General features: G+C 43.1%; 15 protein-coding genes. 2 read left to right on the forward strand and 13 right to left on the reverse strand.

Translation table 11 applies throughout. The annotated features are described in order from the left end of the window. Positions 1 to 214: hypothetical protein (locus G563_RS38630; RefSeq protein ID WP_037326326.1), on the reverse strand; the 214-nt coding region annotated here is incomplete at its 3' end. Positions 215 to 608: 394 nt separating this feature from the next. On the opposite strand from G563_RS38630, the gene G563_RS0109450 reads away from it, so the two are divergent. Then, the gene (locus G563_RS0109450; RefSeq protein ID WP_028665109.1) at positions 609 to 1,223 is read left to right on the forward strand and encodes an SMI1/KNR4 family protein; all 615 of its coding nucleotides are present in this window, start codon (positions 609 to 611) and stop codon (positions 1,221 to 1,223) included. A 354-nt stretch (positions 1,224 to 1,577) separates the two neighbouring features. Further along, positions 1,578 to 1,817 (forward strand): hypothetical protein, encoded by a 240-nt coding sequence (locus G563_RS0109455; protein ID WP_028665110.1) that lies wholly within the window; start codon positions 1,578 to 1,580, stop codon positions 1,815 to 1,817. 288 nt (positions 1,818 to 2,105) lie between these two features. On the opposite strand, the gene G563_RS0109460 is transcribed toward G563_RS0109455, so the two are convergent. The 12 genes from G563_RS0109460 to G563_RS34185 all read right to left on the reverse strand — a co-directional run bounded on the left by G563_RS0109460 (position 2,106) and on the right by G563_RS34185 (position 17,135). Continuing rightward, the gene (locus G563_RS0109460) at positions 2,106 to 3,203 is read right to left on the reverse strand and encodes a DNA alkylation repair protein (RefSeq protein ID WP_028665111.1); all 1,098 of its coding nucleotides are present in this window, start codon (positions 3,201 to 3,203) and stop codon (positions 2,106 to 2,108) included. 96 nt (positions 3,204 to 3,299) lie between these two features. Next, positions 3,300 to 4,568, reverse strand: a complete 1,269-nt coding sequence (locus tag G563_RS0109465; RefSeq protein ID WP_028665112.1) for a hypothetical protein — start codon at positions 4,566 to 4,568, stop codon at positions 3,300 to 3,302. 39 nt (positions 4,569 to 4,607) lie between these two features. Then, the gene (locus tag G563_RS0109470; RefSeq protein WP_028665113.1) at positions 4,608 to 6,422 is read right to left on the reverse strand and encodes a RagB/SusD family nutrient uptake outer membrane protein; all 1,815 of its coding nucleotides are present in this window, start codon (positions 6,420 to 6,422) and stop codon (positions 4,608 to 4,610) included. Positions 6,423 to 6,436: 14 nt separating this feature from the next. Continuing rightward, positions 6,437 to 9,907, reverse strand: coding sequence for a TonB-dependent receptor (locus G563_RS34165; protein WP_169579742.1), 3,471 nt, complete (start codon positions 9,905 to 9,907; stop codon positions 6,437 to 6,439). A gap of 326 nt (positions 9,908 to 10,233) precedes the next feature. After that, on the reverse strand, positions 10,234 to 11,439 hold the full coding sequence (locus G563_RS34170) for a FecR domain-containing protein (RefSeq protein WP_051210858.1): 1,206 nt from the start codon (positions 11,437 to 11,439) through the stop codon (positions 10,234 to 10,236). A gap of 162 nt (positions 11,440 to 11,601) precedes the next feature. After that, a complete protein-coding gene (locus G563_RS0109485; protein WP_028665114.1) occupies positions 11,602 to 12,201 on the reverse strand; it encodes an RNA polymerase sigma factor in 600 nt (199 codons plus the stop codon). Positions 12,202 to 12,405: 204 nt separating this feature from the next. Continuing rightward, complete coding sequence (locus G563_RS34175; protein WP_037326328.1) at positions 12,406 to 12,696, reverse strand: cupin domain-containing protein; 291 nt, start codon at positions 12,694 to 12,696, stop codon at positions 12,406 to 12,408. Positions 12,697 to 12,704: 8 nt separating this feature from the next. Further along, entirely contained in the window at positions 12,705 to 13,256 is a 552-nt protein-coding gene (locus G563_RS0109500; RefSeq protein WP_028665115.1) for a fasciclin domain-containing protein, read from the reverse strand. Positions 13,257 to 13,306: 50 nt separating this feature from the next. Continuing rightward, the gene (locus G563_RS0109505) at positions 13,307 to 14,074 is read right to left on the reverse strand and encodes an ABC transporter permease subunit (protein ID WP_028665116.1); all 768 of its coding nucleotides are present in this window, start codon (positions 14,072 to 14,074) and stop codon (positions 13,307 to 13,309) included. Continuing rightward, the gene (locus G563_RS34180) at positions 14,067 to 15,134 is read right to left on the reverse strand and encodes a DUF8744 domain-containing protein (protein WP_051210859.1); all 1,068 of its coding nucleotides are present in this window, start codon (positions 15,132 to 15,134) and stop codon (positions 14,067 to 14,069) included. The genes G563_RS0109505 and G563_RS34180 overlap by 8 nt, the downstream gene beginning before the upstream one ends. Further along, on the reverse strand, positions 15,131 to 15,889 hold the full coding sequence (locus G563_RS0109515; RefSeq protein WP_028665117.1) for an ABC transporter ATP-binding protein: 759 nt from the start codon (positions 15,887 to 15,889) through the stop codon (positions 15,131 to 15,133). The genes G563_RS34180 and G563_RS0109515 overlap by 4 nt, the downstream gene beginning before the upstream one ends. A 4-nt stretch (positions 15,890 to 15,893) precedes the next feature. Next, a complete protein-coding gene (locus tag G563_RS34185) occupies positions 15,894 to 17,135 on the reverse strand; it encodes a nitrous oxide reductase family maturation protein NosD (RefSeq protein ID WP_229598473.1) in 1,242 nt (413 codons plus the stop codon). Positions 17,136 to 17,216: the final 81 nt, after the last annotated feature.

A 17,216-nucleotide genomic window follows, 5' to 3' on the forward strand; every position in this document is an offset into this window, starting at 1 on the left:
AATGATATAATAAAAAAAACAAAGCTTCTTTTGAGTTTTGAAATATACTATTGTTACCAAACCCATTAGGAAATCCTGATAGAACTGTTGGAGTATAATAACAAGAAAACTTTTCAGATAACCTATTAAACTCCTCTTTACTAAGGCCTGTTGTAGCTCGAAAATCTCTATCAGATTTTATATTACTAAATATACTAATTCTTTGTGATTTCATAATAACTTATTAAAATGTTAATTACCGCAAATATATCATAAAATATTGATTATCAGCAAAAGAACAAGTCTAATATTTTTTAATCATATCCATTGCTGTTAGCTTCAATCCGTAGCCTAAGTCATCATAGAACAAATCCAAGAAGAATAACAAAAAAAGAAGTAATATATTCACTTTAGTTAGCTTACTAACTAAATCATCAACATCAAGAAAACAGCTGTTGTAATTCAAGAATGGATTTCAAACTCGGGTTTGTTAGTGAAATTTTATCAAAATGAAAAATAGGAATAGGTTTTTGATATCCTGTGTGAGTTACAGCAAGCAGGTCTGTAGGAAACAGAGTACGGCGATTGATAAGTATTAAAATAAGTTTTTAATCAAATAAGTAAAAACGATGAAAGCCATTAAAAAATCATTTCATTTATTTGAACCAAGAGGTATCAATGAAAATCTTGATGTTGAACTTTTTGAAAAAGAGAGCAATATTAAACTCCCTGTTTTATTCAAAGAGTTTTTGAAATCTTTTCATATTGACAAAGTTTTTCCGGAAGTATACTTTTTATCTAAGTTTAAAGATACATTTGGTAGTGGACGTCTATACTACATTCCCAAAATTGAGGATTTGTTTTTAGGAGAGATATTTGATTTGGAAAAAGGTTTAGACGTAAGAAATCGTTTATATAGTGTAGAAGACGAGGTTTTTTCTTATGGTTATTTTCCTTTCGGTCAGGATAGCACCGGACATTTTATTTTAATGGTGGGCATTGGCACAAATAATCTTGAGAAAATATATGTAGAATCCCCAGATGAATCCTTTCAGGAAGGAGAAAGATTTACACTGCTTGCCAATAATATTTTTGAGTTTATCAGAGGGTTTGAATATGTCGAAAGAGAAAAGTTAAGTGATGACATAAAATACAATCAACTCTACCGCAACTGGGGAGAGGATTTTTGGCGAGTACGAGAAGAAGGGCAGGATAGTTCATCATCAGAGCACTCCGTAAAGTAATGATACATTTTTTGTAAGTGCTTATCTCACAGTAGGGTTATGATACTTTACGAGTGTCGGAGTATAGCCTTTTCTATACTTCAATTCGTAGCCTACGTCATCATAGACCTAATCTAATAAGGATAGAAAAAGAAGAGACAATACATTCACTTTAGTTAGCTTACTAACTAAATCATCAACATCAAGAAAGCAGGTGTTATAATTCAAGAATGGATTTCAAACCCGGGGTTGTTAGTAAAATTTTATCAAAATGAAAAGTAGGATTAGGATTTTTGATGTATTGTGCGACTTGGTTTTAAAATCAGCTACTTTGAATATATCTTTGGAAGACAGAGCAATCAAAATGTATTATGTATGATAAAAACTATTCGAATTCCGATAGGTGACAATGGAGAGTTGCCTGAAAAAATCATTGCTAATTATAATGATACTCATAAGACAAATTTTAAAATCTTAGATATTGATGATTGTCAGGAAGTAACTTTTGCAACGATTGATATTGGCACTGCCTCCTCATATCATGTATTTGGACTGGGTTTTGATTTTGGGGCAATTATTCAAGCTAAAAGATTGCGTGGAGAAATAGATTATTAAATCATTAAATCCTTTCTTATCGTTCGCTCCGTCAGTGCCGATTAAGTGGTGAGAGTCGTTATGAGTAGAAATATAAACGACTACAACTAAAAAAACTTGAAAAGTGGACAACCAAACTATGCATACAACTACAAAAAGTGAAATGGGGAAAAGTTGATTTTTAATAAGGTAAGAGGTGGTTGTAGGGCGTGTTTTAAATACTACTTACTAAAAATAGATACCCACGGAGGCGTACTATCCTTGTAACAGTCCAGTTAAAGTAGCATACTAACGAATAACTTCATATCTTTAAATCAGCTCAAAATCAAGTATTTGTTTTTCTTCTCCGTTTATTATCAACGAAAGTTGGTGCTGACCTTTGTAAAATCTTCGGGTTGTGATAGGAGCAAAAGATTGTTTTCGGACAAGCTCGGCAGTTTCGGCAGGTAAAAAATCCCTTTCACTTATCTTAAAAACTTTTTTTGAAAGTTTCCCATTTTGTAGTCGATAATACACCGCATATTCTATCCGAACCTTCAGCTTTTGGTAGTGTAGATTGACCAATTGAAAGCCAAAGAGGAGGTTTTCGCCCACGCAAACTTGGGGGGTGAGAATCTTGAAATGGTCATAACCTACTTTGGTGCCTTCTAATCCATACAGCTCTAACACTTCAGATTGCCCTTTTTTGAGCAAAGTGCGACAAGCATGTTTGACAATAGCATCGGTTTCTTTGGTGTAGCCTTTCCAACAACGCGCTATTTCTAGTACGATTTTGGGATGGTCTTTCGATATATCGTTGAGGTTGTTGGCCACGCTTCTGCGAACCCACTCAGAAGGGTCATTTTTGAGGTTTTCTAGAAGTTCTAGTATAGGTTGGGGGTTTTGTTTGAGGGCTGGAACTGCCATCGCCCAAGGCAGGCGCGGGCGGCAACCTTCACTTGCCAAACGTCTCACTTTGTCGTTGGGGTGATGCGACCATTTTAGCATTTGTTGCATCATTTGATCGCCATATTTTAGCAAAAAAGGCCTGACCGCAAACTCACAACTGATAAATTGTGTCACGGTCTCAATGGCTTTCATGCTTTTTTCAAATTCATCTAATCCGTATACTTCGATATAATCTGGTAAAAAAATGTAGGCAAGGCTGTTAGCAAATGCGCTTTTTTGTTGGATTAAAACAATACACTTTTCAATGGCGTCCATTGCCAATCCAAAATCTGTGGGCAAAAATGGATGCAAGACCAAGGTAGTATGGCGCATGCGTTCTTTGAGTTCTTTTTGGTCAAACCTTTCATCAAAAATAAGAGATAGGAATTGCTGCTGATCAAAATCTGGAAGTACTTCGGCCATAAGTTTGGCAAAATTTTGATAAAAAGCGGGAGAATAAGCATCTTTTAGGGCACTCATAGGGACAATGATTTTGATTTGTTCACAAATAAAATCCCCTCTACTGACAACCTTATGACAGTAGAGGGGGCAACGTAAGAGATATTTCTGAAAATGCTATTGGCAGACTGTTTTGTAATAAGCAAATTCGGCATACAAAAACTCTCCCAGATACAATTTAGAATAATCATAGTGGCTTATGACTTTTCGAATAAGGTCACAATCCGCTTTGTTTCCAAACAGTGCCATGATGCTTGCTGCCGCCAAAGGAGTGGTCATCAATTCGCGTTCATATCCTTTGCGCTTGCCGATTTTTGCGTCGTTTTTCAGCTTTGAAACGGCAATCGCTTCCTCAATCGTAAATTGTGGATACCAATCCGTGTAGCAAGCGCGCCAATCGGCATTGCCAAATACCCTTTCATCGTGATTGTTGAACTCGGTATATCGCTGCGCAAACTTCATTACAAAATCTCGGTTTCGTTTTTGTCCAGCTTGGAAATGTGCTTTGAGCGTCGCGTCGGTTTCGGAAGAGGCGAGTTCTACCAAGGCCGCTTGTTTCATGACATATATCCAAAGGTAGGACTTGCTTTCGCCCCACATTTTTACATCATATTCGATGCCTTCTGCGCAAACTTCTCCTCTTGTTTTGAGGGAGCCTTCGGGTTTTTCGTGGGCGGCAGTATGATAGAGCGAGGCCCATTTGTTGTCGTTGGTAAGCTGGTGCATTATTTTCAACAGAAGTAAATAACAAGGCGCTTCTAAAAACCGATTGTCGCGTAAGTCGTCACGGAACTTGCCTGTAAACATGCCATCACTTGGAAACCGCCAATCTGCGAGCTGCAATGCTTGGATGACTTCGACGATTTTGTCTTTCATGATTTTACTTTCCGTGGGAGTAGGAATGTCGGTTTTGAGGTAATAATACAGCCCATACACCCACGGAATCGTTTGGTCATTAGAGCCGTTGGGATAGTGAGTTTTGCCATCAGTACTGACTCCCCGTGCGATAAATCCGGGCACATCCGAGACCAAAGAAAGTTTGAGTAGCCCTTGGGCGAGTATCCGCGCTTTGTCTCGGTCTGTTTCGTTTTTGGTTGTTTTGGCGCGGTCACAGGCTGCTATCAGGTAAAGTCCCGTGAAAAATGCGCCGTCTTCAATGGGAGTCCACCAGCCAAAGGCGTTTGGACGTGACAACCGACAATCGTTGGCCGTGGGGCGCTCGCCTACAAAATCATTGACGACTCCGTATTTATCAATAAACTTTGTCCAAAGGGCATGATTGGCTTGTTGGATAGCTGTTTCTGGCGTAGGTTGGGCGTGGGCCAACTGTACCAGTAGAAAGGCCGCCAAGCAGATGAGAGCTTTGCTTTTATAAAGAAAATTCATCAGAAAATGTCATTTTTAAGGGTTGCAAAAAAGCCACGACTACCATCCCGCACTTTGTTTTAAGGAAGAATTGATAACCACATCTTCGGTAGGAAGCGGATAATAGTACTGTTTGGGCTCCTCAAACCTTCGGCCCGAAGGAAGGGCGTTTTTGTAGGGAGCTAAATAACCTCGGCTATCTAAGAATACATCTTTGCCTACCACTACGCTTGGGTATTGGTATTGATTAAATTTCATTCCTAAAATGGCTTCTGGAACGGTCAACAATTTCCCTGCTTTCCACCGTACCAAATCATCCCAACGGAAATTTTCCCAAGCCAATTCAACCCGGCGTTCGCGTCTGATTTCTCGTACCAAAGCCGAAGGTACATAGCCGCAGTACTGCAAATACCGAGCATCTAGTTTAGGGTCTTGTGGTAATTTGGCAAGGGTTAAATCGGGCATTCCGGCCCGTTTGCGCAATCTGTTGATAGTTTGGTCTAAGACTCCTTGGGTACAAGTGCCAAGTTCGGCATGGGCTTCGGCCTGAATCAACAAGGCTTCTGCGTATCTAAAAATAGGGCAGGGCATTGTGCCTGTTTGTAAGGCATTGGCTTCTACTTGGTCATTTTTCCAGAATTTGACCGGCCAATAACCCGTAGGGGAGGGGTATTCTTCCCCGCTACCTCTGATGCCGGGCATGAGTTTGTTGTAGCCTTTGCCTCTTGCCATAAAACTCCCGCTTATTTTAGAGTCAAGGGCGTATTGGCCTGGATAGCAGACGGTTTGTCGTAAACGCGGGTCGCGGTTTTTCATTTCGCTTTGGAGACTATCGTCGCCCATATAAAGCGGACTAGCCGAAATAGGCAATCCATCGGAGCAGAGATATTCTTCTACCAATGACTTTGAAAAACCTGCCACATTTTCACCTTGGTTCCACAAAAAATACCGTAAAAAACCATGCATCAAAAGGCCGCTACTATATTCTTTCCAAAGAATAATCTCAGGGTTGGTTTTGTAATCATTCTGAATGAAAAGATTATGGTAGTCGTTGTTGGTATCGCCCGTCGTCCAGATATTAAACTTTCCTGAATTCATGAGGGCTTGAGAGGCACTTACTGCTTCTTCCAAAAACTTTTGACCCGACAGCCCTACTTCTGTGTGGTATTTGCGAAAGGTGCCTTCGTATAAGCAAACGCGTGCCTTGAGCAACAAAGCCATTTCTTTGGTGATGCGTCCGCTTGCTTCTTTTCCTTTTTCGGGTAGCCAACTTATGGCTTTGTTGATGCTTGTCAAAACCGAGTCCATCAAAACGGCTCGTGGGGTTCGAGCGTCATACAGCTCAGACGAGGTAGTTTCGAGTGGTTTGCTGTACCAAGGGACTTCCCCAAAAAGTTTGATTTTGTCGAAGTACTCCATCGTTTTGAAAAACAATATTTCGCCAGCGTAGCTATTTTTGATGTTTTGGGCTATGTTGGCTCGGTTATAATTGACCAAAAAATAGTTAAGTGCTCTGACGTTTCCCCAATTCCAACCGCCACTTCCAGCGGCATTGGGAACGACATACACGCCATTGACCATCGGCGCTCGGTTGACATTTTCGGGCAGCGCATTGTCGGAATGCAAATCTCCGTACGGAATAGGGGAGCCTTCGTAGCCATAGGGTGTTCTGATGGTCAAAGCATTGTCGAAGCCTTCGATGTAAGTAGGGTAAAAGCGATTGGCGTACAATTTCAGATCTGACTCACTGGCCCAAAAATTTTGGTCAACAATGCTATCCAGCGGATAGCGTTCCATAAAGGAGTCGTCACAACCAGAGAAAAGAAAAAATGCTAGCAAAACTGCTATATATCGGTAGTTTAGAATAAAGCGCATATTGTAAACTTGTTTTAAAAGTTAATTTGGAGACCAAGAGTAGTGGAACGCATCAAAGGGTAGGCGTCTTCCATATTTTCGGGGTCAAGAAAACGCGGCACTTTCGAAATCGACAGTAGGTTGAAACCCGACGCATAGACCCGTACTTTGTCTATTTTGATTTTTCTAAGCAAAGAAGTAGGAAGCGAATAGCCTAGCGTGATGTTTCTTAATCTCACAAAAGCCGCATTGAGCAAATACCTCGATTGTACTTGTTTGTTTTTGAGGGCAGGTTTAAAAGCAGGGTAAAAGGCGTCCGTTCGTTCGGGAGTCCAAGAGTTGTAATACACATCGGGCGTGCCGTTGCCGCCGTTGATGTTGGTGCCGTTGATTAATCCCCAATATAGATAACTGTCTGTCCAATAGTCTCTTTTGCCCGTTCCTTGCCAAAACATATTAAAATCAAAACCTTTCCAAGCTACGTTGGCACCGATACCAAATTGGTAGCGAGGCATACCGTTGCCAATGATTTTACGGTCGCCAGGGTTTGCTACGGTCGAATTGCCATTGTCTATTTTGCCGTCGCCGTTGAGGTCGGCGTATCTCACATCTCCGGGGCGCCACACGCCTCCGTTGATTTGGGTTTGTTTGGGGGCGTTGGTGATTTCATCGTACGATTGGAAGAGACCTTGGGTTTCAAAACCCCAAATTTCTCCCATTTGTTTGCCTTCATAAAGCGACGAAATGATTTGCTGGGGATTGCCCGAAAACTTGGTTACTTTGGACTGATTATCAGAGACTACCAACGTAACATCATAACTGAGCCCATTTTTGAGACGATCTATCCATTTGGTAGAAAGCTCCCAGCCTTTTGTCTCCAAAGCTCCCGCGTTTTTGTTGGGCACACTCGTTCCTAACACCGAAGGAAGTTGTTCGGCAGAAGTCAAAATATCGCTAGTTGTTCTTTTGTACCAATCGTAAGTAATATTGAATCGATTCCAGAGGGTGAGGTCTGCGCCGAAATTGATAGTAGTGGCCGTTTCCCAAGTCAAGTCAGCACTTACCAGCCCTGGCGGGTTGATGCCAATGGGCCTTGCGCCGTTCATGAGATAAGCTACTTGCGGTATCAGTCCATAAGAAGCAATGTAGGCGTAGTTGTTTACATCTTGGTTGCCCAGACTTCCGTACGAAGCGCGTAGTTTGAGACTCGAAAGCACGGATTGGGTAGCTTTCATGAAGTTTTCTTCCGAAATGCGCCAACCTGCCGAAAAAGAAGGAAAAAATTTAAAACGACGTCCCATCGGAAACTTCGAAGTACCGTCGTAGCGTCCGTTCATTTCAAACAAGTACTTACTGTTGTAGATATAATTGAACCTAACAAACGCCCCCCGAATTGCCCAATGAGATTCGTTGTCGGAATAGGTTTTGGCACCCGTAGTTAGTTTCAAAGCGGGAACCGCGTCGGTGACTAAATCATTTCCTTGGGTGGTAAGGTCTTTGTAGGTCGATAGTTCTTGGTTAAAACCCGCCACTGCCCCCACTTCGTGTTTGCTACCAAACGCACGTGAAAAATCAAAGTAAGAATTAAAGACTGTATAGTCGCTTTTAGAAAATGTCTTGCTCACGGTACTAAAGCCTTCTGCAAACGGAACCCACGTTTTTTCTACGCGCCATACCAAGGGCAAAAACATTTTGGTGTTTTCGTCGATGGTTCTGTAAGCAAAGTTGGTTTTAAAATTAAGTCCTTCCATGAGCTTTACAGTGGCTTCTATTCGGGCAAATAAGTTGGAATTTTGGGTGGTGATATTCCCATTATTCAAGAAAGCATTGAGAGGTGTATGGGTTGGCATTACTCCTACGGGAGAGGTGGCAGGGGTAAATCGCGGGGTCATGAGGCTGCGCCAACCTATCCGTGCCAAAAAGGCAAAATAGCCGTCGGAATAGGCAGAGTAGCCACCTTGTCCGTGTGGGGTTTTGGTGTCGGAGCGGGTATATAATATCTTGGAATCAATATTGAGCCATTTGTTGACATCGGTCGAGAAGCCCAACGTAGCGTTATAAATCTTGCGCCAGTCTTCTCCTAGTGCTACCATTCCTTCTTGGTTGCGATAGCCTACGGAAGCATAGTAATTGCTCTTCTCAGACCCGCCCGAAACGGAGAGATTGTGGGATTTTAAAGGGGCTGAGTTTTTCAAAAACTCATCAAAGGGGTCGATGTTTGCTACCCAAATATTGGTGCCTCCTGCTACATAGTAACTAGGGGCGGTAGTGGGGTTGTTGAAGTATTTTTTGACTTGTTCGAGTTTGAAAAGGTCATCATTTGACGCAACTCCCCCTTCCAACACTTGGGCATTGATGACCGCTTCTTGGTATTCTACCGAATTCAATTGTTTAGGTTGCCTAACGGCTTGTTGGATTTGGTAATTGGTAGAATAAGAAATTTTGGGAGCCGAATTTCTGCGCCCTTTTTTGGTCGTAATCAAAATGACCCCGTAGGCTGCCCTTGCGCCATAAATGGCAGAAGAAGCGGCATCTTTCAATACCGATAAGCTTTCGATGTCGGAAGGGTTTAGATTGTTGATTTCCATCGGGATACCGTCAACCAAAATGAGCGGTGCGCCACTTCGGAAACTGCCACCCGAAAACGAGGTGCCACCACGCACGTTGAAAGAAGGGTTTTTGACGGGATTTCCGTCGGGAAAGGTAATGTTGAGGTTAGGAACCAACCCTTGCAACGCCTGCCCGATGGTAGCCACCGATTTGTTTTCTAACTGCTTGGCAGTCACTTGGTCAACGGCCCCTGTCAGATTGACCTTCTTTTGTTCGCCATACCCTACTACCACCACTTCATCCAAGTTTTTTTCATCTACTTTTAGGACAATGTCCAACGACAATCGACTACCTATTGCTACTTCTTGTGGTACATAGCCTACAAAAGAAAATACCAATACTGCTTTGTTGTCGGGTACTTCAAGGGCGTAGGCACCTTGCACATCGGTGATTGTTCCTTGCTGCGTACCTTTAATCAAAATACTAACACCTGGCAGCCCTTCTCCTTTTTCGTCGGTTACTTTACCCACTATACGTTGTGAGAGGGGGAGGGGGAGTGGCAAAACCTCTTTTTGGGGAGAAACATCCGTAGCGTGCCAATCTGCTTTGGGTGAAGCAGTAGGCGAAAGTAGCCCTGTTTCTTTGGGTTTTTCGGTAGAAGTTCGCTCCTTTTTCTTAACGGCTATGGTATTTCCAATGACCTTATAAGTAAGTGGCAAGTTGCTAAAACACTGGTCAAGCGCTTCCGTCAAAGAACTGCTTTTGAGGTTGATGCTTACACGGGTATTGGGAATATCTTCACTATTGTAAAAAAACACGTAGCCGGTCTGTTTTTCGATTGACCTAAAGAGGGCTTGTACAGAAACATTCTTTTCGCGCAAGGTGACCTTTTGGCTATAGCCGGCGGCACTTGCTTGGACGAAACCTATGGTCAAAAGGAGGGCTATCAATTTCATTTGTTTTATCAGTTTCCGGGTGAGGGAAGGGGGCCATATGAAACATTCATTGGCCTTTTGCCCAAGTAGGGGCATGGGTTTTACTATCGCACAAATTTTCATTAACTTTGTACAGGTTTGGGTTGAACAATAAGTACTAGATACACAAGGGTCACTTCCGCAATAGCGGACGAGACGACGCCCAGACTTCGCCGTAAAAGTGGCTCCAACACTTCTACGGCTTTTTTGTTTTTAGGCTTCGCTTTTCTTTGAGAGGTTTGTAGTTTTTTTTACATAAGATAAAGCTTAAAAAATGGATGATTGATTTGGGTAAAAGGGACTTACCCTCAAGGGGTAGTGACTACGATACGTCCTTTTTTGGTACCGTTGCCGACTTGCTCAACTCGAAAATTGACCCCCGTAAATTGTAATATTTCTAAGGCTTCTGAGGCATTGACATTACGTGCAATTTTCCCAGAAAAAGTTCGGTCAGAAGGCGTTCCTTCGTAGGCAACGTCCACATTGTACCAGCGCGCGAGCTGTCGCATTACTGTTTTTATGTTGGCTTTCTCAAATTGGAAAAAACCATTTTTCCACGCAATCACCTTTTCGGTATTTACATCTTTTTCTACCTGAATGGCCCCTTTGCTAGAAAGCGACGCTTGGTCGCCGGGTTTCAACTGAATGGCTTTTGCGTGGGTATGCGCTGCTGAGATGACGACACTCCCTTCGAGAAGCGTAGTTGTCACTGCTGCTTCGTCGCCATAGGCATTGACGTTGAAGTGAGTGCCCAGTACTTTTATGGTCTGAACCCCTTGGACATCTACCAAAAAAGGCTTTTGTTTATCGGGAGCGACCTCAAAATACACTTCGCCAGCAATAGCGACTTTGCGTTCGTTTTGGGCAAAGGCCGTAGGAAACTTGAGTGACGACTCGGCGTTGAGCCAAGCGCGACTGCCGTCGGGCAATACCACGCTGTATCGGCCACCGGTAGGGGCGGTAATGGTATTGAACTGGTTTTCAGCAAACAGACCCTTACCCGAATAAGCCACCAATCCCGGCTCCACTTTGTGGATGGTCATTTCGCCCTGTTTGGCTAGCATACCGTTGGAGGCATTGTCGAGCATGATTTGTGAACCATCGCTGAGGGTAAGTGTAGCATGGTCGCCACCGGGAGTGAGGTCTTGGGGCGTAATTTGGACTTGGGGAATGGGTTGCTTGGGGGTATTGAGATAAAAATAACCACCTCCCAAGCAAGCGACCAAAACCGAAGCAGCAGCGATATGGCGCCATGAAAAATGCTGCCGCCAACGTGCCCACCCTGTCAAAGGGAGCGTAGGCGTTTGGGGGTGAATGTGAGTTTTGAGATAACTCTCCATGCGGTATTCCAACGCTTGCTTTTCTTGCTCGGAGTAGCTGTCGAGTATGTCAGGTTGTTCTTCAAAACGGTCATACAATGCCTCCACCAAACGTTTTTCTTCGGGCGTAGCGGTGCCGTTCAGGTATTTTCTGAACATACTTTGTAAGTCTGGCTGGCTATTGTAAGGTTTCATAGTTTTGCTTTATAATACTATGTACCATAACCGCATAAAACTCCCAAAAGAAATATGAAAAAATCAGTATTAAAGTGTACTTTAATCGTTGCTGATAAATGATTATTGATTTGTAGTCAATGAGTTAGAGGGAGATATGAAGCCCTGAAAATTTTTGTTTTACTATTTAGAAAAATCTTCCAGCCGAACGGGCAGTTGCAATATCAAGCACAACATCAGTACTTTAGACAATTGCGCACGAAGCGTATTGGTGGCAGTAGCCAATTGATTTTGGACGGTTTTTTGTGAAATTCCTATTCGTTCGGCGATTTGGTCAGAAGAGAGGTCTTCGAGATAATAAAGTACAAATATTTCACGGCGTTTTTCGGGAAGAGCAGCTATCCATAGTTTTACCAAATCCAGAAGTTCATTTTCGATGAGTGGGTCGTCGGTGCCGATAGCCGACGCTAAGGATGATTCCAGAATGTCGGCAAAGGGAGCTACATCCGACATTCGTGTACTGTATTTTATGACTTGAAACCTGACAGCTGTTTGGAGATAAGCTTGGAGGTTTGCGATGAGGAGTTCAGTGCGTCTTTCCCAAATATCGGTGAAGATATTTTGAACAAGGTCTTCGCACTGAAAAGGGTCTTTGAGCCTTTTATAGGCGGTATTGTACATTCTTTGCCAGTTGCGTCGGTATATTTCTACAAAAGCCCCTTCGTCGCCTTCGCGGAGTAGGGCGGTTAGGGCTTCTTCAGGATGACGACTATACTCCAACATAGAGGATGTTTAAAAGTAGCAAAGGTAATTAACTTACCAATGACGTCTATGAAGGTAATAATATTTTATGGTTTTTGTTAGATATTTTTTTGTTTTTAAGGGATTGAAAGCCCATAGTAACAAAGCAAGAGTATGCCTGACTTATGGGTATCAATAGCAAATATTCGGATACCCATAAGTCAGCGCTAAAATGGCGTAGGAAGTTTATCGAAACAATAGCATCTTAAAATCCGTGAGCGCATTGACCGAATGCTCGGCGTGGGCTTTGAATGAAAAACCATCGCCGGGAGAAAGGAAATGCGCTACTCCTTCCAAATTAAAATTGGCATTACCTTCTAAAACATAAATAAAGGCATCGGTAGGCGAAGTGTGGGTGTCGAGGCGATGCCCTTGTTGAAGACTAATGAGTACCACCCGAAAGTGTTCATTAGCTTCGATTTTTTTGGTTTTAATACCGTCATACGGCAATAGTTCGGGGATATTATGGGTAGTCATGTTAGTTTTTAGTTAGGAACAACAACACCGTCAATTATATGTACGTAACCATTGGAAGCACGTATCGAAGCGACAATTTTGGCTTCACCGATATAGACATCCTTTCCTTTGAGGTGGAACGTGGCATTGGTACCGTCGACCATACCCATGCTTTGTCCTTCTTGGAAAAAGTCGGCGGCCAGTGCCGAAGTCATGACGTGGTGTTCCAAAATGGCTTTGAGTTTGTCTTTGTTTTGGGGTTTTAATAAATCTTCCACGGTTCCTGCGGGGAGTTTGTCAAAGGCTGCATTAGTCGGTGCAAACACCGTAAAAGGCCCTGCGTTGGAAAGTGCATCTACAAGCCCCGCAGCTTGTACAGCTTTTATGAGGGTTGTGTGGTCGGGAGAGCCTACTGCTACTTTCACGACATCTTTTTGGGAATCGCTGTCTTCGACACCCGACTGTCCAGCGGCGGTTGTGTTTTCTATGCCCGCAGTAGTAGATTGGTCTTGTGATTGATTTTGGGATTGACATCCCAAAAGTAAGGCTAAGAGCCCTAAAATGAGGAATTGACGTTTCATTATTGTAAAGGTTTATTGAAAAAAGATTGAATGGTCGATAGTGAGACTTACTAAAGGTCCTTTTTTTGAAAAATGCGAGTGGCGAGGGCAGCCGGGAACACAACCCAAGTCATGAGCACCAACATCGCTATTAGTAATCCATAATGGGTACTGAAAAAATCTTGAAAAACTGCGCCCGTAAAGCCCATTAAGGCCGAAATGTCCATTTTCATCAATACCATAATGCGCGCTAAATCGGTAGGGTTGAGAGCTGTCAAAACAAGCATCGCTTTTTCGAGTGGATAATCGTTGAAGGAGAATAAAATGCCTAAAACGAGTCCGTCGTATACCAATGAAAAATAAAACCAAATCACCAATGCAAGGCCGATGCCTTTGGCTTTGTCGCGGGTAATAACCGAGGCTAAAAATGCTAAGGAAACAAAGGAAAGCGTAAGTAGCAATCCACTGATAATCAAAATAAAGCTACTTGCCCCTCCACCGAAAGCAAGAGTAGGAATGCCCACACCTATCAAAAAAGCCAAGCTAAGAGAGGCAGCAACGCCGATGTATTCGCTCAAAAAAATAGCTTTTCGGCTCAATGGTTGCGCCGACATCAGTTCGATAAATTCGTAAGAATTATAAAAATGAATGGTCGAAAAAATAATACTGACCAATGGTACGACCATCAAAATGATATTGAGCAAACTCAAAAGTCCTTTGTTTGGGTCAGACTCGAAGCCAAAAAAACTCATACTGATGGCAAGCAGCAGTAATGTGTATCCCATCACGAAACGATTTCGGACGATGTCGTATAGGACGTATTTGGTGATTTTATACATGATTTCTATGGTTGTATTTGTGCTTGATTATTAGGTATATAATCGTTGCTAAGTAGCCTAAAAAGGCGCTGCCGTTGAGCAATCCTCCCCATTGGCGTAGCGATAAACTTTGAGATAAATCTCCTAGGACACGAGCCAGAAGACTTACTTGGAGCAACCCTACCCAGACATATAAAAAAGGATGGAAAGGCTTGATACTAAGCCCCAGTAAACTTGGAAAAATAATGGGAGCATGTGCCATAATCATTGAAAGAACGAAACCCACAAAAAAAGCGTGTAAGATGGCATCGTATATCCAAGGAGAGCCGTTGTTGGAAAGCGCAACTACTCCTGTGAGCATTAACCAAGCATAGCCCGATAATAGGGTAATTCCTAAAAATTGATACGAGCCTTTTTTATTCAGATTTCGGCGGGCAATGTCGTTTTTGATGAGCCATTGGCCGATGCCTATTAGCGTGATTGTGAGAACAATACCGTAGCCTTTATGATATAAAAAAATACTTATCAAAAATCCCCCTAACCATACCAGTAACTCCCAATGGTCGCGTTTGGTAACGGGTAAAAAACGCGTAAGATTGAGGCGCTCGCCCACAATGGTAAAAACAAAAAAGGCCATCCAACCTGCAAACGCCATCGCAAAGGAGGAAGTAAAATAAAGTGCTAAATGCCCTGCTACCTGAAAAATAGCCCCTGCCAGCAGTAGGGCGTCGCCCGTGAAGCGATAGTGCTGGTAAGCCCTTGTCGAAACGATGAAATAACCGATACTTCCAAGTAACAATGCTCCGTATCCTGCTGAGGGAGAGACGTGTAAAAGCAGGGGTGAACTGCTTACAAAAATGGCAGGAACTAGCCACCAACTTTTGTTTTTTAACATCGCAACGCGTTCGGCGGCAATCAACGTTCCCAAAAAACTGCCTACCATAAGTGCGCCGTGTTGGGCAATGGCTTGACTGTGAACTACTGGTATCCCCCATCCCAGCCGCAACCATCCAGCATATACCCCTAGTAGTAGTGACAGTATCGCAAAAGGGAGAATAAAATAGATGGGCTTGATTTTCATATTTGTAGGCTTGAAAACTCCAATGTTTTAATGTTTTGATGGCTTTTACGAGGTTGCGACATCAGTTGTGCAACGACGCGGCCGAGTTTGTTCTCGCCTGTTTCTAGCTTGAGTTCGGTGATGGTTTTGTAAAACTGAACGCTGCCATCTTGCAAGTATAGCACGTCGGTAGCGAGTTCGTCGAGATCAGACATGACGTGAGACGTAATCAAAATGAGCTTTCCGTTTTGGTGTTCTTTCTGAATTTTTTCCTTTAAAATCTCGCTCGAAAGCGGGTCTAAGCCTGCCGTCGGTTCGTCTAAAATCAATACCGAAGGGTTAAACAAAAACGCCAACGCTGCACTCACCTTCTGCTTGGTTCCTCCCGATAGCGTGCCTAATGGCTTTTCAAATAATCCTTTTAAATGAAATGCTTCTACCAAATCTTCGTCCAGTTGTGTCGCGGCATTTTTGCGGACATCCACCATCATCTCAAACAACTGCCTGATTTTCAAATTGGCGGGGTAATGCCCGATTTGGGGCATGTAACCAATCTGAGAACGATAGGTGTGTTGTTTTTCAATGAGTTGATTATCAAATAATACCGTTCCGCTGTCAGGCACGACCATCCCGAGCAGGGTTTTGATAAAGGTCGTTTTTCCCGAACCGTTCGGCCCGATGACCGCCACGACCCGCCCTGCGTCGAGTCGCACGCTTACGTTGCGGAGTACGTTGAGTTTACCAAAAGATTTTGAAATAGCTTCTGCGCGAATCATGGGTTTATAGTTTTAAAGGTTTCATTTGTGGTTTTTCGTCCTTCATTCCTTCGGGGGTAAGGGTAGGAATAATCTTTTCGATGCGGTCGAGGAGGGTGACCGTAAAGCTTCGCAGTAGCATCATGGCTTGTGGGATTCGCTCAATGACGGTAGCGTAGAGGCTCACGGGGCGAAAGGGCACGTCGCCGATGCCGTCGCGATTGAGGTCATAGCCTTCGTATTTGTCCCAATAATTATGTGAGACGTGATTCAAAACAACGTCGCCATTGGTAGCTACATCAAAGGTGTTCCCTCGAAAGTTGCTGTAAGTAAGCGTGTTGTCGTCGCAATTGGCTTGAACACGGAGGGCATACCCGTTTGCGATAAATTGGTTTTTGGTAAATACCGAACGGCTACACCCTTCCATATATACGCCGACAGTATTGGTTTTGAAGCTATTCTGTTCGATGTGACTATCCGAAATATCTTTGAGCAAAAGTCCGTAGGCTGCCCCACCCCAATTTTGTTCAAAAATATTGTGTTTCATGGTCACAAACTTGGTGTACATCACGGCTACGCCAGCGCCATTTTTATGGAAATGATTATAGAAATAGCCATTGTTGTGCGAAAACATAAAATGCAGTCCGTAACGGATATTCTGTTGACTATCATTGTGTTGAATGGTAGAGTTGGTCACAAACTCAAAGTAAATACCGTCGCGGTGGCCTTGGGTATGGTTGTGTTGGATAAGAATGCTGTCACATTTCCAGGCGTGAATGCCGTTGCCAGTATTTTGCTCTTCTTTGGGGTTGCCCTGGACGTCGTTTCCTTGCACCAAACAATGGTCGGAAGCCGACAAATAAATCCCGAAATAACAGTTTCTGATTCGGTTGTTTAGAATACGGATATTGCTCGCTTCCAATACTTTGATGGCTGCCCAGTCAATCATACTCGTCATACCCACGTTTCTAAATTCGATGCCTTTGATGGTGACATCGTTGGATTTGACAGTAAAAATTTCATTCTTAAATTGAATATCTAAAATTGGGAACTGCTGGCCAATGAGGGTTAGGGGTTTGTCAATGACGATATTTTGGATATGGTATAAGCCCTTTTGAATCAGGAGTGTATCGTAGGCATTCGCCTGTTCAATCGCGTGTTTCAAAGGCTGTTTTGGGGTGATTTTCCAAAGACGCGCATAACTCGTAAAGCAAATGAAGAAAGCGATGATAGTGAAAAGAGTGCACGTGCGCCAATTACTCGACACAGAGTGACGCAGAGTTTGAAAAGCACAGAGTTGCACCGAGGAATGTTGAGGATACGTTGTGTAACTCCGTGAAAAACTTCG

The sequence above is a fragment of the Runella zeae DSM 19591 genome (assembly GCF_000423565.1).
Taxonomy (GTDB): Bacteria; Bacteroidota; Bacteroidia; order Cytophagales; family Spirosomataceae; genus Runella; species Runella zeae.